Annotated in this window: 23 protein-coding genes; 20 read left to right on the top strand and 3 right to left on the bottom strand. The window is 64.1% G+C overall.

Translation table 11 applies throughout. The features are described from left to right. Nucleotides 1–31 precede the first annotated feature (31 nt). Nucleotides 32–1573, bottom strand: a complete 1542-nt coding sequence (locus tag AC04PT_RS12080; protein ID WP_482873935.1) for an alanine/glycine:cation symporter family protein — start codon at nucleotides 1571–1573, stop codon at nucleotides 32–34. A 19-nt stretch (nucleotides 1574–1592) separates the two neighbouring features. Next, entirely contained in the window at nucleotides 1593–2027 is a 435-nt protein-coding gene (locus tag AC04PT_RS12075; RefSeq protein ID WP_482873934.1) for a universal stress protein, read from the bottom strand. A gap of 253 nt (nucleotides 2028–2280) precedes the next feature. Here AC04PT_RS12075 and AC04PT_RS12070 point away from each other — a divergent pair, with 253 nt between their 5' ends. The 8 genes from AC04PT_RS12070 to AC04PT_RS12035 all read left to right on the top strand — a co-directional run bounded on the left by AC04PT_RS12070 (nucleotide 2281) and on the right by AC04PT_RS12035 (nucleotide 7635). Next, nucleotides 2281–3288 carry an endonuclease/exonuclease/phosphatase family protein gene (locus tag AC04PT_RS12070; protein ID WP_482873933.1) on the top strand — a complete coding sequence of 336 codons (1008 nt, stop codon included), beginning with the start codon at nucleotides 2281–2283 and terminating at the stop codon, nucleotides 3286–3288. 66 nt (nucleotides 3289–3354) lie between these two features. Then, nucleotides 3355–4245 carry a carbon-nitrogen hydrolase family protein gene (locus tag AC04PT_RS12065; protein ID WP_482873985.1) on the top strand — a complete coding sequence of 297 codons (891 nt, stop codon included), beginning with the start codon at nucleotides 3355–3357 and terminating at the stop codon, nucleotides 4243–4245. Between the two features lie 72 nt (nucleotides 4246–4317). Further along, nucleotides 4318–4536, top strand: a complete 219-nt coding sequence (gene infA / locus AC04PT_RS12060; protein WP_011455993.1) for a translation initiation factor IF-1 — start codon at nucleotides 4318–4320, stop codon at nucleotides 4534–4536. Between the two features lie 11 nt (nucleotides 4537–4547). Next, nucleotides 4548–5126, top strand: coding sequence for a Maf family protein (locus AC04PT_RS12055; protein ID WP_482873932.1), 579 nt, complete (start codon nucleotides 4548–4550; stop codon nucleotides 5124–5126). Next, nucleotides 5123–6142, top strand: coding sequence for a ribonuclease E/G (locus AC04PT_RS12050; protein WP_482873931.1), 1020 nt, complete (start codon nucleotides 5123–5125; stop codon nucleotides 6140–6142). The genes AC04PT_RS12055 and AC04PT_RS12050 overlap by 4 nt, the downstream gene beginning before the upstream one ends. Continuing rightward, complete coding sequence (locus AC04PT_RS12045; protein WP_482873930.1) at nucleotides 6139–6318, top strand: DNA gyrase inhibitor YacG; 180 nt, start codon at nucleotides 6139–6141, stop codon at nucleotides 6316–6318. The genes AC04PT_RS12050 and AC04PT_RS12045 overlap by 4 nt, the downstream gene beginning before the upstream one ends. A 21-nt stretch (nucleotides 6319–6339) precedes the next feature. Beyond that, complete coding sequence (locus AC04PT_RS12040; protein WP_482873929.1) at nucleotides 6340–6744, top strand: hypothetical protein; 405 nt, start codon at nucleotides 6340–6342, stop codon at nucleotides 6742–6744. 105 nt (nucleotides 6745–6849) lie between these two features. Next, nucleotides 6850–7635 carry an inositol monophosphatase family protein gene (locus tag AC04PT_RS12035; RefSeq protein ID WP_482873928.1) on the top strand — a complete coding sequence of 262 codons (786 nt, stop codon included), beginning with the start codon at nucleotides 6850–6852 and terminating at the stop codon, nucleotides 7633–7635. Between the two features lie 114 nt (nucleotides 7636–7749). Here AC04PT_RS12035 and AC04PT_RS12030 read toward each other — a convergent pair whose 3' ends face one another. Next, nucleotides 7750–8694, bottom strand: coding sequence for a zinc ABC transporter substrate-binding protein (locus AC04PT_RS12030; RefSeq protein WP_482873927.1), 945 nt, complete (start codon nucleotides 8692–8694; stop codon nucleotides 7750–7752). A gap of 85 nt (nucleotides 8695–8779) precedes the next feature. On the opposite strand from AC04PT_RS12030, the gene AC04PT_RS12025 reads away from it, so the two are divergent. The 12 genes from AC04PT_RS12025 to groL all read left to right on the top strand — a co-directional run bounded on the left by AC04PT_RS12025 (nucleotide 8780) and on the right by groL (nucleotide 25011). Next, complete coding sequence (locus tag AC04PT_RS12025) at nucleotides 8780–9262, top strand: transcriptional repressor (RefSeq protein ID WP_482873926.1); 483 nt, start codon at nucleotides 8780–8782, stop codon at nucleotides 9260–9262. Next, nucleotides 9259–10002 carry a metal ABC transporter ATP-binding protein gene (locus AC04PT_RS12020; RefSeq protein ID WP_482873925.1) on the top strand — a complete coding sequence of 248 codons (744 nt, stop codon included), beginning with the start codon at nucleotides 9259–9261 and terminating at the stop codon, nucleotides 10000–10002. The genes AC04PT_RS12025 and AC04PT_RS12020 overlap by 4 nt, the downstream gene beginning before the upstream one ends. Next, nucleotides 9999–10802 carry a metal ABC transporter permease gene (locus AC04PT_RS12015; RefSeq protein WP_482873924.1) on the top strand — a complete coding sequence of 268 codons (804 nt, stop codon included), beginning with the start codon at nucleotides 9999–10001 and terminating at the stop codon, nucleotides 10800–10802. The genes AC04PT_RS12020 and AC04PT_RS12015 overlap by 4 nt, the downstream gene beginning before the upstream one ends. 137 nt (nucleotides 10803–10939) lie before the next feature. After that, nucleotides 10940–12223: a ferredoxin reductase family protein gene (locus tag AC04PT_RS12010; RefSeq protein WP_482873923.1), complete on the top strand. Its 1284-nt coding sequence runs from the start codon at nucleotides 10940–10942 to the stop codon at nucleotides 12221–12223. A 13-nt stretch (nucleotides 12224–12236) separates the two neighbouring features. Next, a complete protein-coding gene (locus AC04PT_RS12005; RefSeq protein ID WP_482873922.1) occupies nucleotides 12237–15854 on the top strand; it encodes a c-type cytochrome in 3618 nt (1205 codons plus the stop codon). A 13-nt stretch (nucleotides 15855–15867) separates the two neighbouring features. After that, nucleotides 15868–17190, top strand: coding sequence for an OmpA family protein (locus AC04PT_RS12000; RefSeq protein ID WP_482873921.1), 1323 nt, complete (start codon nucleotides 15868–15870; stop codon nucleotides 17188–17190). Further along, the gene (locus AC04PT_RS11995; RefSeq protein ID WP_482873920.1) at nucleotides 17174–18793 is read left to right on the top strand and encodes a caspase family protein; all 1620 of its coding nucleotides are present in this window, start codon (nucleotides 17174–17176) and stop codon (nucleotides 18791–18793) included. Before AC04PT_RS12000 ends, AC04PT_RS11995 begins: the two co-directional genes overlap by 17 nt. Nucleotides 18794–18924: 131 nt before the next feature. Continuing rightward, a complete protein-coding gene (locus AC04PT_RS11990; protein ID WP_482873919.1) occupies nucleotides 18925–20607 on the top strand; it encodes a caspase family protein in 1683 nt (560 codons plus the stop codon). Between the two features lie 12 nt (nucleotides 20608–20619). Continuing rightward, nucleotides 20620–21930 carry a caspase family protein gene (locus tag AC04PT_RS11985; RefSeq protein ID WP_482873918.1) on the top strand — a complete coding sequence of 437 codons (1311 nt, stop codon included), beginning with the start codon at nucleotides 20620–20622 and terminating at the stop codon, nucleotides 21928–21930. Beyond that, nucleotides 21924–22757 (top strand): M15 family metallopeptidase, encoded by an 834-nt coding sequence (locus AC04PT_RS11980; protein WP_482873917.1) that lies wholly within the window; start codon nucleotides 21924–21926, stop codon nucleotides 22755–22757. The genes AC04PT_RS11985 and AC04PT_RS11980 overlap by 7 nt, the downstream gene beginning before the upstream one ends. A 245-nt stretch (nucleotides 22758–23002) precedes the next feature. After that, nucleotides 23003–23290 (top strand): co-chaperone GroES, encoded by a 288-nt coding sequence (groES, locus tag AC04PT_RS11975; RefSeq protein ID WP_482873916.1) that lies wholly within the window; start codon nucleotides 23003–23005, stop codon nucleotides 23288–23290. 71 nt (nucleotides 23291–23361) lie between these two features. Further along, nucleotides 23362–25011, top strand: a complete 1650-nt coding sequence (gene groL, locus AC04PT_RS11970; RefSeq protein ID WP_482873915.1) for a chaperonin GroEL — start codon at nucleotides 23362–23364, stop codon at nucleotides 25009–25011. Nucleotides 25012–25212: the final 201 nt, after the last annotated feature.

The following is a 25212-nucleotide window of genomic DNA, read 5'->3' as shown; positions in this document are numbered from 1 at the left end:
CGCCCGGCCCTGTTTCGCAATGGTAGCTTGATCAGGTGTACTTGCGGATCTCACCCGACTTCAGCCGCGACAGGTAGCTGTCCAACTCACGCTTTACGATCGGCATCAGGAAGTAGAGCGCGAAGATGTTGACCACCGCCATGGCAAAGATCGCCGCATCCGAAAAGTCGATCACCGGGCCGAGGCTGGCCGCCGCGCCGATCACCACGAAGACGCAGAAGATCACCTTGAACATTAGTTCCTTGGTCTCACCCTCGCCGAACAGGTAGGTCCAGGCCTTCAGCCCGTAATACGACCACGAGATCATCGTAGAGAAGGCAAAGAGCACTACTGCCAGTGCGAGGACGTACTGGAACCAGCCGAAGGAGGACGAGAAGGCCGCCGAGGTCAGGGCCACACCCGAATTGTCACCCACGGTCTGGATCGTGCCGCCTTCGTTTACCATGTAGAGCCCGGTCTGGGGATCGACCATCAGCTGCCCGGTGATGATGATCACCAGCGCGGTCATGGTGCAGATCACCACGGTGTCGATGAAGGGTTCGAGCAGCGACACGAAGCCTTCGGTGATCGGCTCCTTGGTGCGCACCGCCGAGTGGGCGATCGCCGCCGAGCCGACGCCGGCCTCGTTCGAAAACGCCGCCCGCTTGAAGCCCTGGATCAGCGCGCCGACCATGCCACCGGCGACGCCGAGGCCGGTGAAGGCGCCCTGGAAGATCTGGCCGAAAGCCCATCCGATCTGATCGAAGTTCATCAGCAGGATCACGATCGCCGTCACCACGTAGAGCACGCCCATGAAAGGCACGACCTTCTCGGTCACGCGGGCGATGGACTTGATCCCGCCGACGATCACCGCAAAGACGATGGCAGCGAAGATCAGCCCGGTGATCCAGCCGGGATAGTCGCCCACTACATTGGTCAGCTGGGCATGGGCCTGGTTGGCCTGGAACATGTTACCGCCGCCCAGCGCGCCGAGGATGCAGAAGATCGAGAACATGACAGCGAGGATCTTGCCGCCCGGCAGGCCGCGCTCGGCGAAGCCCTTGGTCATGTAGTACATCGGTCCGCCCGACACGTGGCCGTCGGCGAACTCGTTGCGGTATTTCACACCCAGCGTACATTCTGTGAACTTCGACGCCATGCCCAGAAGACCGGCGAGGATCATCCAGAAAGTGGCGCCCGGCCCGCCAATGCCGACGGCGACGGCGACACCGGCGATATTGCCGAGGCCGACGGTGCCCGACAGCGCCGTGGCAAGCGCCTGGAAGTGGCTGACCTCACCGGCGTCGTCGGGATCGGAGTAGTCGCCTTTGACCAGCCGGATGGCATGGCCGAAGGTGCGGAACTGCACGAAGCCGAAGTAGAGGGAGAAGACGGTGGCGGCGACCACCAACCACATCACGATCCACGGGAAATCGGTCCCGGGAAAGGGGCTGAAGATGAAGCTGACGAACCAGCCGGTGGAATTTGCGAAGATCTGATTGACCTGTTCGTCAATCGACTGGGCCATTGCGGGGGCGGCTGAAATCAGCGTGCCCGCACCCGCGAGCGCTGAGGCTTTTGCGAATGATGTCATGGGGATCCCTGTAAATCTGTTATGGTACAATGGTGACCGGCGCCGGCGCGGCCTGGGCCAGCGATCCGGCGACCGATCCGAACAGCCGCGTTTCCAGTCCTGAATGGCCGGTGCGCCCGATCACGAGGTGCGATGCCGTCTCGGCCCTGGCGATCTTGAGCAGCGTCTCGGCGATATGGCCGTATTTCATGACCGTGCGCACCTCGACGCCGCTGTCCGACAGCGACTTGAGAAGCGGCGCGATCAGCGCGGTCTCGGCCCGCCGCAGCTCTTCGACGCGGCGCTGGTGGCGCTCTTCGATCTCTTCCGGGGTCAGGAACGAATAGGGCGACCATTCCAGCACATGGGCCACGACCACCGCGTTTCCCTGTGCCTGAGCGGTCTTCACCGCGAAGTCGACCGCCCGTCTCGAGCTATCGCTGCCGTCATACCCGACGACGATTGTTGAGGACATGTCACTCTCCCATTTTTTCGCCCCCTTCCTCCCGGGGGCATGGCGCACCATAGACACACAACCTGAGGGTTGTTGTGCGTTGTGGCCCCGGTCTGCGCGGCAAAACGGCGAATGATCCCGCCAGTCGGCCCGAAATTAGACGAAAATTGCGTCTGCGGCGATTTTTACACGCGATAACTCTGTGCCGGTCCGGGCGGTTGCATGGTCTGCTTCGTGGGGTGATAGTCCGGTTCGGGGCAGGACCGGGGGCATCATGCGGATCGCGACCTACAATGTGGAGTGGTTTGACGCGCTGTTCGACGATGCCGGGCAGCTGTGGTCCGATAGCGCGTGGTCGGCACGCCACAAAATCACGCGGCTGCAGCAGACCGAGGCGCTGGGCATCGTGTTCACCGCGCTAAACGCCGATGCTGTCATGGTGGTCGAGGCTCCGGATTCGCATTCGGGCCGCGACGGGGTCCGCGCGCTCGAGACCTTTGCCGAGGCTTTCGAGTTGCGCACCAATCGCGCCATCATGGGCTTCGAAAACACTACCCAGCAGGAAATCGCGCTGCTCTATGACCCACAGGTCGTTCAGGTCCGCCACGCTCCGGGCGACAGTCCGCGTGCTCCGCGTTTCGACGGCGCACTCGAAATCGACCTCGATTTCGACGCGCGCCGTGACCGTGTGCAATTCTCCAAACCACCACTGGAACTTGAGGTGCAGACGGCAAGCGGCACTTTCCTGCGCCTGATCGGAGCGCATCTGAAATCCAAGGCGCCGCACGGGGCCAAGAGCCATGACCAGATCATGCGCCTGTCGATCGCCAACCGCCGCAAGCAGCTAGCGCAGGCAATGTGGTTGCGGCGGCGCATCGAGGATCACCTGTTGGCGGGCGACAGCCTGATGGTCATGGGCGACCTCAACGACGGTCCGGGGCTGGACGACTACGAAGAGCTTTTCGGCCAGTCCTCCGTCGAGATTATTCGCGGTGACGACACCGACGGTCCGAGGCTCTATGACCCGAATGCCAATATCGCGCTGCAGCAACGCCTGGGCGCACAGCCGACGTCTGCCCGGTTTTACATCCAGGGGCAGGAACGCTATCTGGAGGCGCTGCTGGATTACATCTTCGTGTCGCCGGACCTGCGCGCGCGTAGGCCGAAGTGGCGAATCTGGCATCCGTTCAACGATCCCGCCTGCTGGCAGACACCTGAATTACGCGAGGCGCTGGTGGCAGCGTCGGACCATTACCCAGTGACGGTGGACATTGATGTGTAGTGCAGGTAGGCGGCTTTGCTTCCGGAGCCTCCTACGCGTTCTTGAACAGAAGAAGGATTGGACATGGTGAAGTTGGCGGCCGCCGCGTACCCGATGGATTTTCTGGAAAGCTGGGCGCAATACGAGGACAAAATCGCCGGCTGGGTGGCCGAGGCGGCCGGGCAGGGCGCGGACATGCTGCTGTTTCCCGAATACGCTGCGATGGAACTGGCGACCCTGGCCGGGGCCGAGGTGGCGGGCGACCTTGAGCGGGCGTCTCGCGCTGTATCGGAGAGGGTCGCGGCTGCCGACCACTTGCACGCCCGGCTGGCGGCAGAGCATGGCGTTCACATCTGCGCCGCTTCGGGGCCGGTGTTCGACGGGCGCGACAGGCCGGTGAACCGGGCACGGCTGTTCACGCCCTCGGGCGCCGTGGGCCTGCAGGACAAACAGATCATGACCCGGTACGAGCGCGCGCCCTGGGGTGTGGTGCCGGGGGATCCGCTGTGCCTGTTCGACACCGATCTGGGCCGGATCGGAATCCTGATCTGCTATGATTGCGAGTTTCCCCTGTTGGGGCGGGCTCTTGCCGAGGCCGATATCCTGCTGGTGCCGTCCTGCACCGAAGCGCTGGCCGGGTATTGGCGTGTCCGCATCGGCACGATGGCGCGGGCGCTGGAAAACCAGTGCCTTGCGGTGATGTCCTCTACCGTCGGCGCCTGCCCATGGTCCGAGGCGGTCGACACCAACACCGGCGCAGGCGGCATCTTCGGGCCGCCGGACATTGGGTTTCCGTCGACCGGCGTGTTGGCCGAAGGCCGGCTCAACGTACCCGGCTGGACCTATGCCGAGATCGCGGTTGACGCGGTGGCGCGGGTGCGTCAGGAGGGCGTCGTGGCCAACCGTGTCCACTGGGCCGAGCAGGAGACACGCGATCTGACGATCAAAAAGCGTGACCTGCGCGCTATTGCCCCTTGAAAATCAGGCGACAAGCGCTCATTTAGTCGACGCCTGGCCCCATGTGCCGGGATGTTTAACCAAGGAGAGACCATGGCCAAGGAAGAGATGCTCGAATTTCCCGGTGTCGTGAAGGAACTCCTGCCTAATGCGACATTTCGGGTCGAGCTGGAAAACGGCCATGAGATCATCGCACATACGGCAGGCAAGATGCGCAAGAACCGCATCCGTGTTCTGGCTGGCGACAAGGTGCAGGTCGAGATGACCCCCTATGATCTGACCAAGGGTCGGATCAACTATCGTTTCAAGTAACCGGGGTTCCGGTGAAGTTCATCCTGGGATCGGGAAGCCCCAGACGGCGTGAGCTGCTGGGGCTTTTGGGCGTGGTGCCGGGCGAGATCCGCGCGCCGGACATAGACGAGACGCCCGTGAAGGGCGAACTGCCGCGCGTCTATTGCATGCGCATCGCACGGCAGAAAGCCGAGGCGCTGACCGTCGGCGCGGGCGAAGTTGTTCTCTGTGCCGATACCACGGTCGCGTTGGGGCGGCGCATCATGGGCAAGCCCAGGGATGCCGGTGAAGCGGCGGAGTTCCTGACGAAACTGGCCGGTCGACGGCACCAAGTGATTACCGCTGTCGCCGTGCGCACCGAGGCCGGGTCTTGGGAGCGTGACGTGGTGAGTGCGGTCAAGATGAAACGGCTCAGCGATCTGGAATTGAACGCCTATCTCGCGAGCGGTGACTGGCGGGGCAAGGCCGGCGGCTACGGCATTCAGGGGATGGCCGGCGCTTTCATCCCGTGGATCTCGGGCTCCTATCCCGCGATTATGGGCCTTCCGCTTGCGGAAACTGCGGGCCTGTTGCAGGCGGCGGGTTATCCGCTCTACCAGGAGGCGGCATGAAGGGACGGCAGATTGTTCTGGACAATTACGGCGGCCGGGAAGCGGCGGCCCTGCTGGTCGACGGCCGGTTAGAGGACCTGCTGATCGACGGTGAGGGCGCGCGGCCCGGTGCGATTTATCGCGCCCGCGCCGACCGGCCGATGAAAGGGCAGGGCGGCATGTTCCTGACCACCCCGGACGGGCCGGTATTCCTGCGGCAGGTCAAGGGACTGAAGCCCGGTCAGCCCCTGCTGGTGCAGGTGACGGGGTCGGCAGAGCCCGGCAAGGCGGTGCCGGTCACGCAGAAGCTGCTGTTCAAAAGCCGTTATGCCATCGTCACGCCGGGGGCGCCGGGGCTAAATGTCTCGCGCCAGATCCGCGACGAGGACCTGCGCGATGCGCTGCTGGAGATTGCGCACGAGGCAATGCCCGACCGCGACATGGGGCTGATCCTGCGCTCGTCTTGCGCCGTGGCCGACCCGGAAGAGATCGCCGAGGACATCCTTGCCATGATTGGGTTGGCCCGCGATGTGCTGGCCGATGCCGAGGGCGGCCCCGAGAAGCTGACCGAAGGCGACGGGCCTCATGTGATGGCCTGGCGCGAATGGGTGGAACCGGCGGACGTGGAGACGGAAGCCGGCGGATTCGAGCGTCTTGGCGTACTCGACCAGATCGAGGACCTCCTGTCGCAGCAAGTTCCGCTGAAGGGTGGCGGGCATATGTATATCGAACCCACCCGCGCTCTCGTGGCCGTGGATGTGAACACCGGCGGCGATACCTCGCCCGCGGCCGGTTTGAAGGCCAACATGGCGGCAATGCGCGATTTGCCGCGGCAGTTACGGCTGCGCGGCCTTGGCGGGCAGATCGTGATCGACGCCGCGCCGATGGCCAAGAAGGACCGCCGTCCGGTGGAGACCGAGCTGCGCCGCGCACTCAAGGCCGACATGGTCGAGACCGCGCTGGTCGGCTGGACCAACCTCGGGCATTACGAGTTGCAGCGCGCCCGGGTGCGGGCACCTCTGACGGAGGCAACATGAGCTGCCCGATCTGCCGCAAACCTTCGGACGAGAAATGCCGGCCGTTCTGCTCGAAACGCTGCGCTGACGTCGACCTCGCGAAATGGCTGACCGGCTCATACGCCGTGCCGATGGAAGAGGACGACGAGTTCAGCGACAATTCGGCGTCGCAGGGACCGAACGACACGATCCATTAAAGGCGTCTCGGGAAAGCCCGGATGTTTCAGGCGCTTGCGCAGGCGATCGTTGACTTGGCCCCCGATCCCGATAGCCTTGACTTGCTAGTGACATCGCAACCGGGCACGGGGGACAGGATGATTATAAAAACGGCATTTTGGTTCGCGGGATTTATCGCGCTGGGCGCAACACAGGCGATGGCCTGGGGCGACATCTACAGGGGCGACGGCGCCACCAAGGCGGGCGAGACGCTGGTCCATCCCTATCCTGCGGCGGCGAACCACTGTCCGGCCGGACTTCAGCCGGTTTTGGCGAACGGAGAGATCTGCTGCGGCAGACCGAACACCACCGTCCCATATTACAACGCGCCGTCGCACCCGATGCAGCGATCGCATCAGCCGCGCATCTATCACATCGAAGGCATCAAGGGTGCGGTCTACAGGTAATCGCGAAGGCCGATCCGGACTTGGCATCCGCCACCCGTCCGCGTATACGCGCGGCCTGATGTTTGATGTGTGCGGCACAGGCTGCGCACCCCGAAGGAGCCCGATATGCAAGGCAGCGCCAACCTCAATATCATGATGAAGACCGCGCGCCGCGCGGGCCGGTCGCTGGTCAAGGATTTCCGCGAGGTCGAGAACCTGCAGAGCGCGTCGAAATCCGCGGGGGATTTCGTCACAAAGGCCGACATCGCCGCCGAGAAGATCATCCGCGACGACCTGATGGAAGCGCGTCCCACCTATGGCTGGCTGGGCGAGGAAAGCGGTGAGGAGCCGGGCAAGGACCCGACCCGGCGCTGGATCGTCGATCCATTGGACGGCACCTCGAACTTCATGCACGGGCTGCCACACTGGGCGGTGTCGATCGCGCTGGAGCATAAGGGCCAGATCGTTTCGGCGGTGGTGTTCGACCCCGCCAAGGACGAGATGTTCGTGGCCGAGAAGGGCGGCGGTGCCTGGATGAACGACACCCGCGTGCGGGTTTCGGACCGGCGCAAGATGGACGCGGCGCTGTTTGCCACCGGGGTGCCCTTCGGCGCGCGCCGGGGCCTGCCCGAGACGCTGACGGACCTGGCCCGTCTGATGCCGGTCTGCGCCGGCGTGCGTCGCTACGGAGCCGCAGCGCTGGACCTCGCCTATGTGGGTGCCGGCCGTTTCGACGGCTACTGGGAGCGCGGCGTGAACATCTGGGACGTGGCCGCTGGCCTGCTGATCGCGAAGGAAGCCGGCGCGCTGGTCGAATCCATCGCGCCGGATGGTGATCCGCTGGAAGACGGCTCGCTGCTATGCGCCAATGAAGCGCTTTTCAACCAGTTCGCCAAGGTGCTGCGCGACTGAAACGGACCGTAGCCCCGGACCTGCTCCGGGGCCTCACCTCGTGGTTTGGCAGGAGGTCCCGGATCAGGTCCGGGACGACCTTTGCGAAGCCCGCGCCGACCGGGCGCGCCGGCCTCATCCCTCGAAACATTCCGCCATCGTCTCGGACATTGCGCCGATCAGCGCCGGGTAGAATCCCGGCCCGGGCTCCAAGCCACTTCCGAGTGGGTCCAGCACGCCGACACGCGCCCCCGTCGCCTCGGCCAAGGTCTCGGTCAGCCCGCTCTGGAACTGCGGCTCGGCGAACAGGCACACGACACCTTCTGCCGTGATGCGATCCTGCAGGTCCCGCACGCGTCCGGGGCCCGGCGCGGCGGCATCGCTTTCGGCGATGGTCGCGGCGACGTACAGGCCAAAGCTCTTCTCGAAATACTGATAGGCGTCATGGAAGGCCACGTAGGGCGTGTCGAGGTGCGGCGCGAGACGGACTGAGGCGGAGTCGGCGGCAGCGACGATCTCGCTGGCAGCAGTTTCGGCATTGCGAAGGTAGACCTCGGCATTCTCGGGGTCGAGGTGGGCCAGGGTCTCGGCGATGGTCTCGGTCCAGAGCACGGCGTTGTCGGGGGCGAGCCAGGCGTGGGGATCAATGCCCTCGGCGGCATGGCCATGTCCGTCGTGGTCATCGTGATCCGCATCGTGGCCGTCTGCATCTTCGTGATCGCCATGATCCGCACCGACATCACCGCCGCGCCATTGGAGCAGCAGCGTACCGGACACGTCGGTCAGCTCCAGCGCAGTTGCGTCCGACAACGATTCCAGCGTCCGCTGCAACCACGGTGTCAGGGCCGGCCCCATCCAGACGACGAGGTCCGCTTCCTGCAGGTCTCTGGCCTGCGAAGGACGCAAGGCGAAATCATGCGGCGAGGCGGTGGATGGAACAATCAGATCGGGTGTCCCGACGCCCTCCATCACCCGGGCCACCAAGCCATGGATCGGAGCGATGTCAGTGGCGACCTTAGGAACGTCAGCCCAAGCGGGCACGGCGACACAGGTCGTCAGGAGAGCGAAAATACGTGTCATGCTGGATGTTACCTTATAACGATTGCCGGCTTGATACATGTCATATTATAACGTAACAACCCCGAGATTACGGTATGGAGGTCCCATGCGAGCGGTTGGTTTCGAACAGCACGATCACACAAACTGCATCTCCGGCGGCATCGAGGCTGCGGCAGCACATTGCAGGGCGCAGGGGCTGAACCTGACGCCGGTGCGGCGGCGCGCGCTCGAGATCCTGTTGACCGAGCATCGGGCAATGCGGGCCTACGACCTGCTTGAGATCCTCGGGCAGGAGGGCTTTGGCGCGCAGCCGCCGGTGGCCTATCGGGCGCTGGAGTTCCTGACCGCCAACGGGTTCGCGCACAAGATCGAGCGGCTCAACGCCTTCGTCGGCTGCGCCCATCCCGGTGCCGATCATACCCCTGCCTTCCTGATCTGCCGGGCCTGCGACGCGGTGGCCGAAACCCGTGCGCGTCCGGCGATGGCGCTGCTGCGTGAGCTGGGCGCCGAGGCCGGGTTCGACGTGGAACGTGCGGTGATCGAAGCCGAGGGCCTGTGTCCCGCCTGCCGCGAGGCCGCGCCGGTATGAGCCTCATCGCATTGCAGGGAGTCAGCATCCGCCATGGCGCCCATCCCGCGCTAAGCGGTGTGGATTTCGCAGTCGACAAGGGCGAGATCGTCACCGTCGTCGGCCCCAACGGTTCCGGCAAGTCGACGCTGCTGCGGGCGATGATCGGCGCGCTGAAGCCCGGTTCCGGCCGCATCACACGCGCAAGCGGGCTGCGCATCGGCTATGTGCCGCAAAAGCTGCACATCGACCCGACTCTGCCGATGAGCGTGTCGCGGTTTCTGGGCCTGCCGCATGGGGCCGGCCGGGCCGCGCGCCGCACCGCGCTGGAGCGGGCCGGGGTGCCGGACCTTGCCAAGCGGCAGATGGCGGGCCTGTCCGGTGGCCAGCTGCAACGGGTGTTGTTGGCGCGCGCCATTCTAAACGATCCGCACCTTTTGCTGCTCGACGAAGCCACGCAGGGGCTCGACCAGCGCGGTTCGGCCGCCTTCTACCGCCGGATCGAGGAGGTGCGCGCCGAGATCGGCTGCGCAGTGGTCATGGTCAGCCACGAGTTGCACGTGGTGATGAGCGCGAGCGACCGGGTGGTTTGTCTCAACGGCCATGTCTGCTGTGAGGGTCGTCCCGAGGTCGTGGCCTCGGCCCCCGAATACCGCGCACTGTTCGGCACCGGAACGCAGGGCGCTCTGGCGCTGTACCGGCACGAACACGATCACGCGCACGACGAACACTGCGATCATGACCACGAGGCCGCGGAATGAGCCTACTTGACGATTTTCTGGTCCGTGCCGTGCTGGCGGGCCTTGGTGTGGCGCTGGCGGCGGCGCCTCTGGGGTGTTTCGTGGTCTGGCGGAGGATGGCCTATTTCGGTGATGCCACGGCGCATGCGTCGATCCTCGGCGTGGCGCTGGCGCTGGCGTTTTCGGCTTCGCCGCTGCTAGGGGCGCTGGTGGTGGCGCTAGTGATGGCCTCGGCGGTCTCGGCGCTCAGCGGACGCGGTTTCGCGGTCGATACCATGCTGGGGGTGGCGGCGCATTCGGCGCTAGCCTTCGGGCTGGTGGCGGTGTCCCTGATCGAGGGCGTGCGGATTGACCTGATGGCCTATCTGTTCGGCGATATCCTCGCGGTCAGTCGGGGAGATCTAGGAATTATCTGGGGAGGTGCGGCGCTGGTGGTGGGCTTGATGCTCTGGCGCTGGCAGGCGTTGCTGACCGCCACCTTGAGCGAGGAACTGGCCTGGGCTGCGGGCATCGACCCGCGGCGCGAGCAGATCGTCTTGACCTTGGCGCTGGCACTGGTGGTTGCGGTGGCCATCAAGGTGGTGGGGGTGCTGTTGATCGCGGCGATGCTGATCATCCCCGCGGCGGCGGCCCGCCCATTGTCGCCCACGCCCGAACGCATGGCCGCGATCGCCGCGCTGGTGGGCGCCGGCGCTGTGTTGGGAGGCGTGCAGCTGGCGCTGGCGCTTGATTCTCCGACCGGGCCTACCATCGTCTGCACCGCGGCGCTGATCTTCGCGGGCACCTCGCTGGTGTCGGTGTTCAGGGGCGGGAATACCTGACTGGCGCGGGGGCGCAGCGCGGTCCGAGGGTAGGGTTTGCCTTACGTTCAGGAAAGACTCGTTGACTTTGCCGGGTGCCCTAACCGACGATAGGCAGGCAATTTTTTGCCGACTGCTTATCGGAGGCTTTGCCCCGCATGTTTTACGCCATCGTCTTTCTTTTCGGATTTGCCGTCCCGAGCGGGTTGATCGTGATTGCCGCCGGCAACGCCAGCCTGCAAAGCGTGGCCGCGCTCTGCGCCGGGGCAAGCGCCTATTCGCTGATGGCGATCAACCTGTTCCTTGCCACCCGGCCGCCGGTGATCGAGGGCCTAGCCGGCGGGCTTGACCGGCTCTATCAGGTGCACAAGTACACCGGTGTCTCGATCCTCGCGCTGGTGTTGTTTCACGAAGGCGTCGGGATGGACCTGCAGGGCCAGATCGTGGCGCAGGGTCTGGCGCGCATCTCGGTCGAGGTGGCCAAGGTAGTCTTTCCGATCCTCGTAGTGCTGCTGCTGATCTCTTTCATCAAGCGCGCACCGCAGGCGATCGTCCGCAAGCTGCCCTTTCTGAACCGAGATCTGATCCCCTATGGAATCTGGCGGTGGTCGCACCGGGTTCTCGGGCTGCTATTCATTGCGCTGACCTTCCACCAGTTCTTCGTCAAGGTGCCGTTCAACATGAATGCGCTGGCCTCGCAGTACCTCATGATAATGGCTGCGGTTGGCATCGTCAGCTTCATCTACACCCAGGTCCTGGCCTTCAATCGCCGCCGTCCTTACGACATCACCCATGTCGAGAAGCACCCGGCCGCAACGATCATCGATGCCAAGCCGCGTGGCCGCGGCATCCGCCCGAAGCCCGGGGCCTTCGCTGTCATTTCGATCAAGCGCAGGGGCCTGCGCGAGCCGCACCCCTTCACCATCTCCGGGACCGGGCCGAACGGAGAGGTTCAATTCTCGATCCGCGGTCTGGGAGACTATACGCGCCGACTGCGAGACCTTGTCCAGGTCGGCGACAAGATGACGGTCGAGGGCGGGTATGGCCGGTTTAACTACGAGAAAGGCAAAAGCGAGCAGCTCTGGGTTGCCGGAGGCATCGGAATCACGCCGTTTCTGGCCTTTGCCGACAGTCTGACCGCGAATGAGAGCAAAAACATCAAACTCGTGTATTGTGTGAACAAGCCGGAAGAGGCCGTCGGCCTTGACCGACTCCGTGCTGCTGAGCAACGATGTGAGGGGTTCGAACTCGATCTGCATGTCAGCAAGACCGATGGCCGTCTCACAGCCAAGGTGTTGGCCGACAAGGCGCCGTTCGACCTCGACAAAGCCGGTTTCTGGTTCTGCGGACCCGCACCTATGCGGGCGGCAATTTTATCGGGACTGAGAAGCATCGGGAAATACCCGGCTTCCGTCCATTTTGAAGAATTCGAATTCCGTTGAAAGGACTATCACCATGAGACACCATTTGACCCTCGTCCTTGCGGTATTTGCCTCTGCCGCCGCAGCCCAGGACGCCGAGCTTTTCGCCCCGGGCGCCTATGCCGATTACCAGCCAGACCTCGACAACGGGCGGACCATGTATTTCGCTGCCGGATGCGCCACCTGCCACGCTGTGGACGGCGACGACACCATCCTTGCCGGCGGGCAGGAGATGTCGACCAATTTCGGCGAGCTTTATGCCCCCAACATCACGCACCACAAATCGGCCGGCATCGGCGAGTGGAGCAACCACATCTTCCTCAACGCCGTCCTGCGCGGAACCTCGCCCGAGGGCGACAAGTACTTCGGCGCGGTCTTCCCCTATCCGTCCTACAGCCGGATGAAGCCCGAGGACGCGCTGGACCTGAAGGCCTATATGGCGACGCTCGAAGTGTCCGACGCCAAGAGCCGTGAACACAACATCTCGTACCTCAGCGAGTTGATCCTCGACCGCTATTCCTCGCCCCGGGGCCCGATCCAGCCGATGTCCGATCCGCAGATGGCACGGGGTCAGTACCTCGTTGAAGCGGTGGGCCACTGCGCCGAATGCCACACGCCCCGCGACACCGGGCTGGGCCTCAAGTACGATCTGGACGAAACCCGGCCCTACGAGGGCGAATTCGGCCTGCTCGGCGAACATGCCCCAAACATCACCAAGGACCGGCTGTCGAAGTTTCCGCCCGAGAATTTCATTATCGGTGCGCTGGCCGAAGCCAAGAAGCTGAATGGCAGCCCGATGACTGCGCCGTCGATGCGCCGCATTGCGCGCCAGACCGCGCATCTGTCGATCGAGGACCGCGCCGCGATCTATGCCTACCTGTCCGGCAAGAACGTCGATGTCGCCAGCCTGCCCGGCGGCGCCAGCCCGGCACCGTCCACCGCATCCTCGGGTGAGGGGTCTGCCACCGTGGAGTTGGCGGCCACCGATCCGGTGACCTTGCCCGACATCACACCGCCGCCCGAGGCGGTCGAAGAGACCGACGAACCCGTGATCCCAGATCACACCGGCGCCGACCGTCTGGTCAAGCGGGTCGAGGCCTATTGCGAGGCGAAGGAACCGGTGATGCCGGTGACGCCACAGCCGGTCAAGGCAGAAGCCGCAGCCCCCGCACCGGCGCCTGCGACGGGCAAGACCAACGCCATCGATCCGGAACTGGTGGCCGAGGCCGATCAGCTGATCGAAACGTACTGCCGTGCCTGTCACGCGCCGGGCTCGACCTACTATGGCCCGTTTCCGACCGGCGACATCCACGACATGAAATTCGAAGCCAAGGTGCTGATCCCCGGCGATCCCGACGCCTCGCCGCTCTATGAATCGGTGGTGAACGGGCGGATGCCCAAGGGCAAGAAGATGAGCAAGGAAGAGCTAGACGTGCTGGGCCGCTGGATCGTCGCGCTGGGCGAAGAGGGCAAGCCGGCGGCGACCGAGACCGCTGCCGCGGCAGCACCCGCTGCGACCGAGACCTCGACGCCTACGGCGGCCCCGGTGGCCGCCGAGCCGCGCGAAGAGGTTCCGGCGCCGCTGTTTGCAGGTTTCGACCGTGAAGAGCGCCTGCTCGCCATTACCCGCGACATCAACGAGGTCGAGAAGCGCGACCGCCGCTATATCCGCTACTTCACCTTCTCCGAGACCCCGCTGGCCGAAATGGACTGCTCGGACAAGGGCGCGCTGCGCAACCCGATGCATTACCTGCATGCGGGTTTCAACAAGCTGATCAACTCGATGTCCAACGGTCCGCGCGTGGTGCCGGTGCACCCCGTGCCGCATACCGAGGGCGCGGTGGTCCGCATCGACCTGCGGGATTACAACTGGACCGAGGACGACTGGCTGTCGCTGTCCACCGGCGTCTACACGCAAGAGGTGTCAAATGCCGAGTTCACCGAAGAGGCCTGGCGCAACCTGGCCGCGGTCTATCCCTATGCGATCGATCCCGAGCATGACCCGATCCTGAAGACCGTCGCCGACGCCACCGGCACTTTCGTGCCGGTCATGCGGGCCGATTGGGTCGCGCGGTTCGCAACCCAATCGCCCTATTACGACATCCTGCTCGATCTGACCGCCGACATCCGTGACATCGAGCACCGCATCGGCATCGACGTCGACCGCGAGATCCTCGATGTGCGGTTGATCCGGGCCGGGATGCTGCCGGGATCGTCGGGCGTGTCGGATCACAACCGGATGCTGGAACGCTTCGACCTGCCGCGCGGCGGCTACTACTGGAAATCCTACGATTTCGCGGGCAGCCACGGCGAACAGTCGCTGGAACTGCACCCCGACGGCCCGAAAGAGCTGAGCCGGACCGCGACGGGCACGGCATCTTTCGAGCACGACGGCGGCGAGATGATCTTCTCGCTCCCCAATGGGCTGCAGGGCTACTATCTCTCGACCAACCTGGGCGAACGCCTGCTGGTCGGCCCGGCGTCGATCGTGTCATTCCGCGAAAAGCCGATCGGCAAGGGAGTCGAGGTGGTCAACGCCCGGTCCTGCTTCGACTGTCACGCGAACGGCATGATCGAGAAGGCCGACGAGGTGCGAGATGCAATCAGCGCGTCGAGCCGGTTCTCGCGTCACGAGCTTGAGATGCTGCTTGAGATGTATGTCGATAACGAGACGCTGGACAGCTATTACAAGAAGGACTCCGACGCCTTCCTGTCGGCCCTGCAGCAGCTCAACGCAACCGAGACCGCTTTGAGCGGCAAGCCGATGAGCCTGCGGGCCCCCAATGAACAGGGCAGCGAGATCGTCACCTATCTGGCCGACATGCACTTCCATTCGCTGGGCCTCCGCGAGCTGGCGCGCAACTTCTATATGGACGAGGACGAATTCCGTGAGAATTCCCGCCGCATGGGCGATCCGACTCTCACTGTGGTGGTCGGCGACTGGTTGTCGCGGTTGGACGCGGGCGGGCGGATTCAGCGCTCCGAGGTCGAGACCTACTATGCCGACATTCTCGAGCGTATCTCGCACATGCGTCCCTACCGGCCTGCGGATACCTACGCCGAGGTGGCTCACGAACCCGAGGTCTACGAGGATCCGGGCGAATACGAGCAACACGTCGCCAAGGCGGTCGAGAAGGTGGTGAAGCAGGAAGCCGTCTACGAGGAACCTGCGGTCACGGAACACGTGGACTACGAGCCGCCGAAGGCCCCGTCTAAAGACCGCCTGACGCTGGCGATCCACGTCGACCGGAACGAATATTACGTCAACGACCTTCTGGAATTCACCATCGAGGCGAACCAGAAATGCGAACTGCAGATGTTCTACGTCGAGGAAAGCAAGAACATTGAGGAACTGCCGCCGCAGCTTCTCGGGCCGGCTTTCCTTGAGGCAGGCGAACGCCGCACCATCCCCTTTGAAGGCTCGGGCCTGCAGATCCGCTTTGACGAACCGGGCCAGGGAGAGACCATGCTGGCCGTGTGCCGTGTGGGCGGGCTGGGTCATGAGAAGATGACCGCGGAAGGCGCGCTCGATTATGCAAAGTCGCATTTCCAGCCGCTGACCCGAGGGATTGCCATCGAAGCGGCGAAAAAGGTCGAGAAGGACGGAGGACTGACTGCCACCAATCACGTGACTTTCCACGTCTACGAATAAGGAGGACAAGTCGATGATCCGCAAAACCCTCTATGCCGCGCTTTTGGTTGGCACCGGGTTGCCTGGCGCGGCCCTGGCCGACGCCTGCACTGACGGGCTGAAGGCCCTGCGTGCAACCTATGCCGCCGGTTCGCTGGACGAGATACTCGGTGCCCTTCAGGCGGTGCGTTCGGGCGGCGTGTGTAACAACGCGACGGCCACTCTGGCTGTTGGTCAGGCGTCCGGCGTCATCGCCGGCCGGGCCGGGCGCTTTGTCCAGTCTGGCGACCTTGACCGTGCCGAACAGATCGTCTCGCGCGCGCCCGGGCTGCATTGGGCCGTGCAGGCCGTGCGGGGCGACATCGCCGCCAAGCGCGGAGACCGCGGCGAGGCGGCACAACTCTACAATGCCGCGCTCGACACGATCACCGATCCGGCGCTGACCAAGTCGAACCCAAACCTTGTGCCCGCGGCCGAGCGGCTGACGCGCTTGGCGCAGGAGAACATGATGCTGGCCGGCACGCTGGAAAGCACGGTCACGCGCGGTGGCGCGGCCACCGGCGTGCTGCGCGCAGCGACGCGTGGCATCGCCATCGAAAGCTACAGTGAGGCACCTGCCTACAAAGAGCCGGTTCCGGTCAAGAAGCCCGAGCCCGAAGTCTACGCTGAGCCGCCGAAGCAGGAGCCGGTTTACGCGGAGCCTCAGAAGGAAGAGCCGGTTTATGCTGAGCAGCCGAAACAGGAGCCGGTCTACGAGGAGCAGCCGAAGCACGACCCGGTTTATGCGGAGCAGCCCAAGCAGGAGCCTGTCTATGCGGAGCCTCCGAAGAAAGAGCCGGTTTATGCTGAGCCGCCAAAGAAAGAGCCGGTCTACGCCGAAACCCCCAAGCCTGAGCCTGTCTATGTCGCGCCGCCCAAGCACGAGGTGCACGAAAAGCTCTATGGAAGCGGCAAACAGGAGGATTACGCCACCGCCGACGCCGTGGCCAAGGCAACGACGACGGTCTTCCTGCCGATCAAGTTCGCCAGCAATTCGCACGATCTCGACGGCAAGGCCCGCCACGAGGTCGACTTCATCGGTGCCTTTCTGGCCTCGAACGGAGTCCGCGAGATCACCCTTGTGGGCCATACCGACGAACGCGGGTCAGACGATTACAATCTCGATCTGTCGTTCCGCAGAGCGCAGGCCGTGCGCGAGTACTTGACCTACTATCTCTCACGGTATGGGGCGGAGACGTACATTCACGTCGACGGCAAGGGCGAGCGCGTGCCTCCCAAACTGTCGGACCCCTACCTGTATTCTATCGAGGAACGCCATGCGATTGCCCGACGGGTGGAACTTGTCCTGCACCGTTGATCTGCGGGCCGGCGCCCTCACTTTTGCCTTGACCCTTGCCGCGGCCCCCGCGGCCTGGGCGGCGCAGTTTGGCATGGTGGTCGGTATCGACGACTACAAGGCGTTTTCACCTGTGGGCGTGGCGCAGAAGGGAACGCTGACGGACCTTCAGGGCGCCCTCAACGACGCGCTGCGCATCGCCGGTGCCATGCGCAGCGTGCACATTGACCTGCCCGACAGCCGTCTGCTGATGGATGATCGCGCCACCGTGGAAAATTTCCTTGCTGGCTGGCGCGAGATGATCGACCGGGCCACGCCGGGGGATACGCTGATCGTCACCTTCTCGGGTCATGGCGGACAAGAGCGTGAGACGAGCGATCCCTTCGACGAGGTGACGGACAACAAAGACGAAACGATCATGTTCTACGACTTCGATCCGGAGAACCCACGCCGGGGGCGGCTTTCGGACGACCAGCTTCGCGAGATCCTGAAGGAAGCCGAGGCCTATAACGTGATCTGGGTGATGGACAGCTGTCACTCTGCCGGGCTGACCCGCAATGTCAACGCCGGCGCCATCGGCATCACCCGCAACGGCGGCGTCTGGGACGTGGGCATCGAGCCGCTGGTCGACGAGATCGTGGCCACCGAAGGCGACGACGAAGGCGACGCGCTGCCTCATGTCACCCAGATCCTCGCCACCGCAAGCGAGGATCGGCTGGTCACAGAAACCCGGTTCGACGGCAAACCGCACGGTGCGCTGTCGTGGTTTTTCGCGGATGCCATCACTGGTGCCGCCGACTCCGACGGGGACGGCAACATGACCCGGGCGGAAATCTCCGAATTCCTCGAGGATCGAGTGTTCGCGCACATGAAACAGCAGCAGCAGCCGCGCATCCTGCCGCGGGGTGACAGCCGCAAGCTGCTGACGTTGAACGAACCGCCGCCCGCACGGCCCGCACCCGCACCCGCCGCCCTGCCGGAGCCGGCCAATGCCCCGCCGCCCGATGCCATTGCCGTCCTCTTCGAAGGTGCCCGCCCTCCCGGGCTGCGCGACGGCTGGTTCGAAGTCACGGCCACCCCAGATTTGACATTCGAGGCGCTTCCCGGCGGCAAGTGGGACGCCTTCAACCACACGGGCGACCGGATCGCCACCATCGACGGAGCCGACGCCTGGCGGATGATCGCCCGCTCGAAGGCGCTGAAGAACATCCTCAAATCGAAAAAGTCCGACATCAAGCCCATCGGCATCCAGTCCGGACAGAACGGCACACTCAACACCATCGGCGACATCGTCAGCTTCCGGTTTTCCCCGCCCCGACCGGATCTGGGCTATATCACGCTTTTCAACGTCGCCAGCAGCGGTGCACTGCAGTATCTGCATCCGCTGCGCAGCCGGGATGATCCCGTCGGCGCTGGCGGCTTTCCAATCCAGTTTCGCGTGACCGAGCCCGTGGGTGTGGATCAACTGGTCGCGATCTTCTGCGACCGACCGCCCCTTGATCTGCGCCGCATGCTTGAAGAGTTCGACGGCAAGACTGCGCCAGATGACGATACGCTGCCCCTCGCGCTGAAGCGCGGCAACTGCCAGACCGGCGTCATCGGCCTTTATACGGAAAAGGGCTGATCCGATGCCGCGTTTTGCCATGATCTCCTGCCAGTCGGCATCGATGCCTGTCACTGGGGCCGCGGCGCGGACGATCTGCGATCAGGCTGCGCTGGCGGTCCGCTGGCCAAGACACGCGAAAGGAAAAGACCATGTCTTCTGACTTCACGCGATTTCTCGGGTTGATGACGGCGGTCCTGATGTTCCTTGCCGGTCCCGCCATGGCCGAGCGGCGGGTGGCGCTGGTGATCGGCAACTCGACCTACGCCAATGCTTCGACCCTGGCCAATCCCAAGAACGATGCCCGTGCGCTGGCCGGCAAGCTGGATGCGCTCGGGTTCGAGGTCTTTGCCCATGAGGACCTCGGCGGGCAGCAGATGCGCATCGCTCTCGGGCAGTTCACCGAAGTTGCCTTGAACGCCGACGTGGCGCTGGTGTTCTACGCCGGTCACGGCATCGAGATGAGCGGGCGCAACTACCTCATCCCGATTGACGCTGCGATGCGATCCGAGGCGACAGCGCAGTTCGAAGCAGTGGCACTGGACGATGTCATATCGGCGGTGACCTTGGCTGGTACGCTAGGCATCGTCATGCTCGACGCCTGTCGCGACAACCCCTTCGCGGCCGCGATGAAACGCAACAGCGGCACCCGGTCGCTGTCGCGCGGGCTGGCCCCGGTCAATGTCGAGGGCGAGCGCGGGCTGATCGTCAGCTTCGCCGCGCAAGAGGGCAGCACGGCCGAGGATGGCGACGGCATCAACAGCCCTTACACCGCTGCCTTGCTCGAGGTGATTGACGAGCCGGGGCTAGAGGTCGGCCGCCTGTTCCGCAAGGTACGTGCGCGTGTGCGCGAATCCACCAAGGGCGGGCAGGTGCCGGTTGAGCGTATGCAATTGCCCGACAGGGCAATCTACTTTGTCCCCGAAGACGCCGCCCTTGCGCCTGTTACGCCGACAGCGCCGGCACCTCGGCGGCCCGTGGATCGCGACCCAATGGCGATCTATCTCGATGCCGTGACCAGTGGCGCGCTCGAGCCTCTGGTGGACTTCGCCAGCCGGTATCCCGATCATCCCCGTGCCGAAGAGGCGCGGTCGCTGATCAAGCTGATGCAGGACGATGCCTATTGGAAGACTATCGTTGCGGAAGATAGCGCGCAGGCCTACCGCCGCTACCTGATCGTTTTCTCCGACGGTCAGCACGTGGACGAAGCGACCCGGCGGCTTGCCACCCTGACCAAGCCCGCTGCGCCTGAGCCGCCGAAGGCTGTGGAACCGGTGGTGCAGACGCCCCGTATGACCGCGCCTACGGCCTCGTCCGGTCCGAGCTTCGATTGCCGCAAGGCCTCAAACCCGGTGGAACATGCGATCTGCGGCAGCGCCCATCTGTCGCGACAGGACAACGATCTGCTTGCCGCGTACACGACGGCGCGCGGCAACGGCTGGGTCAGCTCGTCCGAGCAGCGGTCATGGATCCGGCAGCGCAGTGCCGCCTGCAACGGCGCCGGCTGGAGCGTGTCGGACTGTGTCGACACCGTCTCGGGCGACCGGATCAACGCGCTGCGTTCGGGCCGGGAATCGGGCAACGTGAGGCCAGGGTTCAACTGCGCAAAGGCCGCCACCCGGGTGGAGCGCGCGATCTGCGCCAGCGACATCCTCGGCCGACAGGACCAGCTTCTGCTGCAAAGCTACAAGGCCGCACGCAGCCGCAACAGCTCTGCCGCCGCAGGGCAGGGCGACTGGATCCGCCAACGCGAACAACGCTGTGCTGGACAGAACGACGTCGCGGTCTGCGTGGCCTCGAACACCGCTGCCCGCTTACGCGAGCTGTCAAGATAAAGGGAAACCGCAATGCATATCATGACCATGGCCCTGTTGTGCTGGGTCGGTCTCGTCACCATGGTGCAGGCGGAAGAGCGCGTGGCTCTGGTGATCGGTAACTCCGACTACGCCCATTCGACGCCGCTTGCCAACCCGGTCAACGACGCCCGCGCCGTCGCAGAAAAGCTTGAACGGATCGGATTCGAGGTCAGCCTGCATGAAAACCTTGGTGGGCAAGCCTTCCGCGTCGCGCTGGGCCGTTTTGCCGAAAGGGCTCTTGGCGCCGACCTGGCGCTGGTGTTCTACGCCGGTCACGGCATCGAGATGTCGGGATCGAACTATATGATCCCGGTCGATGCCGAGATGCGCACAGAGGCGACCGCCGTCTACGAAGCCGTCAACCTCGATGCGATGCTGACGCCGGTGCGTCAGGCCGGCAAGCTGGGTATGGTGCTAATCGACGCCTGCCGCGACAATCCCTTCGCCACGTCAATGAAGCGCATCAACGGCACCCGTTCGCTGAGCCGTGGGTTGGCGCCGGTGTCGCTGGATGGAGAAAGCGGGCTGGTGGTGAGCTTCGCCGCCGAGGCTGGCAGCACCGCGGACGATGGCGAGACCGATCACAGCCCCTACACCACGGCGCTTCTCGAGGTGCTGGACGAACCGGGTCTGGAAGTCGGCCGGATGTTCCGCAAGGTGCGCGGGCAGGTCAAAACCTTGACCAAAGGCCGCCAGGTCCCGATTGAGCGGATGCAGTTGCCGGACCGGGAAATCTACCTGGTGGCTCTGCCTGGGGGGCAGCCCGCCGCGCCTGCACCAGCCCTGAAACCGGCAGCCGAAGATCCGATGGTGGCCTTTATCAATGCCGCACAGAGCGGCCGGAAGGCCGATCTGGAGGCCTTCGTATCGCGCTATCCCGACCATCCCAAGGCCGAAGACGCGCGCAACCTGCTGCTGGCCATGGCTGACACCGAGTTCTGGGAGCGTACCACCGCCACCGACAATGAAGATGCTTATCGGACCTACCTGATCGTCTTTCCCAATGGTCGTTACGCCGGCGAGGCGAAACAGAAGCTCGCCGCCTATGCCGAGCCGGTGCCCGCGGCCCCGACGCCAGCCCCGGCTCCGGCACCGAAAACCACGCTGCGCGCGCTGTCCTGCGATGAACTCTGGTATCAGCGCAACGCGATCTTCGACAGATACGGCTACTGCTTCAAGGGCGCGCGCGGTAAACGGACGTTCGACAATTCCGACTGCCACACCTCGGCGCCCAGCCTCAGCCGCGCCGATATCGACCGCGTCAACGCGCTGAAGAACGAGGAAGGCCGCAAGGGGTGCTGAACAGGCTACGTCACGGGCTTCTGCTGCTGAGCTTCCTGGCTCAGCCGGCGGTGGCCGCCGATTGCGGCGCGCGCGACTTCATGGCGTTGGATTTGCCGACGAACGGGGTCTCCCCTTTGAAACTTGCGCTCGAGACCGCCTATCCCGGCGTGATCGTCGACCTTGCCGAAGGGACGGTCTCGACCGGCGGGGCGACCTTGCCGCTGGGCCGGCTTCGGTCTGGCGACCCGAAGGGCATGTTGACTTCGGGCTCGATCCTCGAACAGTTTCATTACGCCTATCCGCTGGCCTTCGACCTCGATGCCCGCAGCCAGCCGTGGAACGATCCGGGGCGGGTGCGCAATGACGCGTTCTTCCGCGCGCTCTATTTCGGAAGCGAAAGCGAGGCACGGGCGAGCCTGAAAAAAGTGCGCTATCCCGGGCCCGGGAAGGCCTCGTACCTGATGACTGACAAGCACGGCGTGGCCTGTCAGTTGGCCGCTGCCATGGCAGCGATCGCCAGAAGCAACGCAGCGGATCACCCCAGCCTGCGCGGCATCGGAGGCAGCTTCAACTGGCGCCCGATATCGGGAACCCGGCGCCTGAGCGCGCACAGCTTCGGGATCGCACTCGACCTCAACACCAAATACGGCGGCTACTGGCGCTGGAGCGGGGCCGAGGAAGGGCAGGTAGGCGACTACCGCAATGGAATACCCGAACCGGTCGTCCGCACGCTGGAACGCTTCGGCTTTATCTGGGGCGGCAAGTGGCACCATTTCGATGGCATGCATTTCGAATACCGCCCGGAGTTGATCCTCTACGCTCGGCTGGCCGGAGCGCGACACTAATCTTCAGCTTACTTGTGCCCGATCTGATCTGGGCATATCCCGTGTGCCGCAGGCATCGCCAACCGCACGTGGCTGGGGCCGAAGCCAGCAGTGACGTCGCGCCAAATTTTTGCGCTGCGACTCGTTGACACGCGGTTTCCAAATCCATAGCTATGCGTCGTTAGCACTCAAACAGGGTGAGTGCTAATACCCTCCCCGAGGGAGAGGGACGACTGAAACGAACTTTGAGCCAAGGAGCTGCAAAGATGGCATTTACACCGCTGCACGATCGCGTGCTTGTGCGTCGCACCGAGAGCGAAGAAAAAACCAAGGGCGGCCTGATCATTCCCGACAGCGCCAAGGAAAAGCCGCAGGAAGGCGAAGTCGTCTCCGTCGGCGCCGGCGCGCGTGACGACGACGGCGACCGCATCGCGATGGACGTCAAGGCCGGCGACAAGATCCTGTTCGGCAAATGGTCGGGCACTGAGATCAACCTGGACGGCGAAGAGCTGCTGATCATGAAGGAAAGCGACATCATGGGCGTCATCGCCTGATGTGAGGTCGATGGGTGGAGACCACCCATCCTACGCTTTCCCCAACCCCCGGAATTCAAGGAGAGACAGATATGTCTGCCAAGGACGTCAAATTCGACACCGATGCCCGCAACAAGATGCTCAAGGGCGTCAACATCCTCGCCAATGCGGTGAAGGTGACCCTCGGCCCCAAAGGCCGCAACGTCGTGCTGGATAAATCCTTCGGCGCACCGCGCATCACCAAGGACGGTGTGTCGGTTGCCAAGGAAATCGAACTGGAAGACAAGTTCGAAAACATGGGCGCGCAAATGGTCAAGGAAGTGGCCCAGCGCACCAACGACGAAGCCGGTGACGGCACCACCACCGCGACGGTTCTGGCCCAGGCCATCGTCAAGGAAGGCATGAAGTCGGTCGCAGCGGGCATGAACCCGATGGACCTCAAGCGCGGCATCGATCTGGCCACCCAGAAAGTCGTCGAAGCCATCAAAGCGGCTTCGCGCGAAGTCTCGGACAGCCACGAAGTCGCTCAGGTCGGCACCATCTCGGCCAATGGCGAGAAGGAAATCGGCCAGCAGATCGCTGACGCGATGCAGAAAGTCGGGAACGAAGGCGTGATCACCGTCGAAGAGAACAAAGGCCTCGAGACCGAGACCGATGTCGTCGAAGGCATGCAGTTCGACCGCGGCTACCTGTCGCCCTATTTCGTCACCAACTCGGACAAGATGATTGCAGAGCTTGAAGACTGCATGATCCTGCTGCACGAGAAGAAACTCTCGTCGCTGCAGCCGATGGTGCCGCTGCTCGAGTCCGTGATCCAGTCGCAAAAGCCGCTGCTGATCATCGCCGAGGACGTGGAAGGCGAGGCGCTGGCGACCCTCGTGGTCAACAAGCTGCGCGGTGGTCTGAAAATCGCGGCCGTGAAGGCTCCGGGCTTCGGCGATCGCCGCAAGGCCATGCTGCAGGACATCGCGATCCTGACCGGCGGTCAGGTGATCTCGGAAGACCTGGGCATGAAGCTCGAGTCGGTCACCATGGACATGCTGGGCACCGCCAAGAAAGTCTCGATCACCAAGGACGAAACCACCATCGTCGACGGTGCGGGCGAGAAAGCCGAGATCGAAGCACGGGTTTCGCAAATCCGCACTCAGATCGAGGAAACCACCTCGGACTACGACCGTGAGAAGCTGCAAGAGCGCGTGGCCAAGCTGGCCGGCGGTGTTGCCGTCATCCGCGTCGGTGGCATGACCGAAGTGGAAGTCAAAGAGCGCAAGGACCGCGTCGATGACGCCCTGAACGCGACCCGCGCGGCCGTTCAGGAAGGCATCGTCGTCGGCGGCGGTGTGGCCCTGGTTCAGGCCGCCAAGGGTCTCGAAGGTCTGACCGGCGAGAACAACGACCAGAACGTCGGTATCTCGATCGTGCGCAAGGCGCTGGAAGCGCCCCTGCGTCAGATCGCCGAGAACGCCGGTGTTGACGGCTCGGTCGTGGCTGGCAAGGTCCGCGAAAGCGACGACCTGAAGTTCGGCTTCAACGCCCAGACCGAAGAATATGGCGACATGTTCTCGTTCGGCGTGATCGACCCCGCGAAAGTGGTGCGGACTGCCCTGCAGGACGCGGCCTCGATCGCCGGTCTGCTGATCACCACCGAAGCCATGGTTGCCGACAAGCCCGAGAAGCCGGGCGCCGGTGGCGCTGGCATGCCCGACATGGGCGGCATGGGCGGCATGGGCGGCATGATGTAAGTCACGCCATCCTGTCGGATGATTGGGGTCGCCTTCGGGCGGCCCCTTTTCGTTTCGGCTCTGGGCCATGCGCGCCGAGCAGGCCTCAGGGATCACGCGTAGGACCGTCGGTCCGGACTCTAAGCCTGACGTAGTGGCCGGTCCGGGACCGTCAGTGCGTAAAACTCGAGAGACATATCTGCGGCGCGCAACCCTTTGGAA

Source organism: Litorisediminivivens sp. KMU-197, assembly GCF_056858395.1.
The sequence above is the reverse complement of the archived record's forward strand: the minus strand, read 5'-3'. Positions and strand labels throughout refer to the sequence as shown.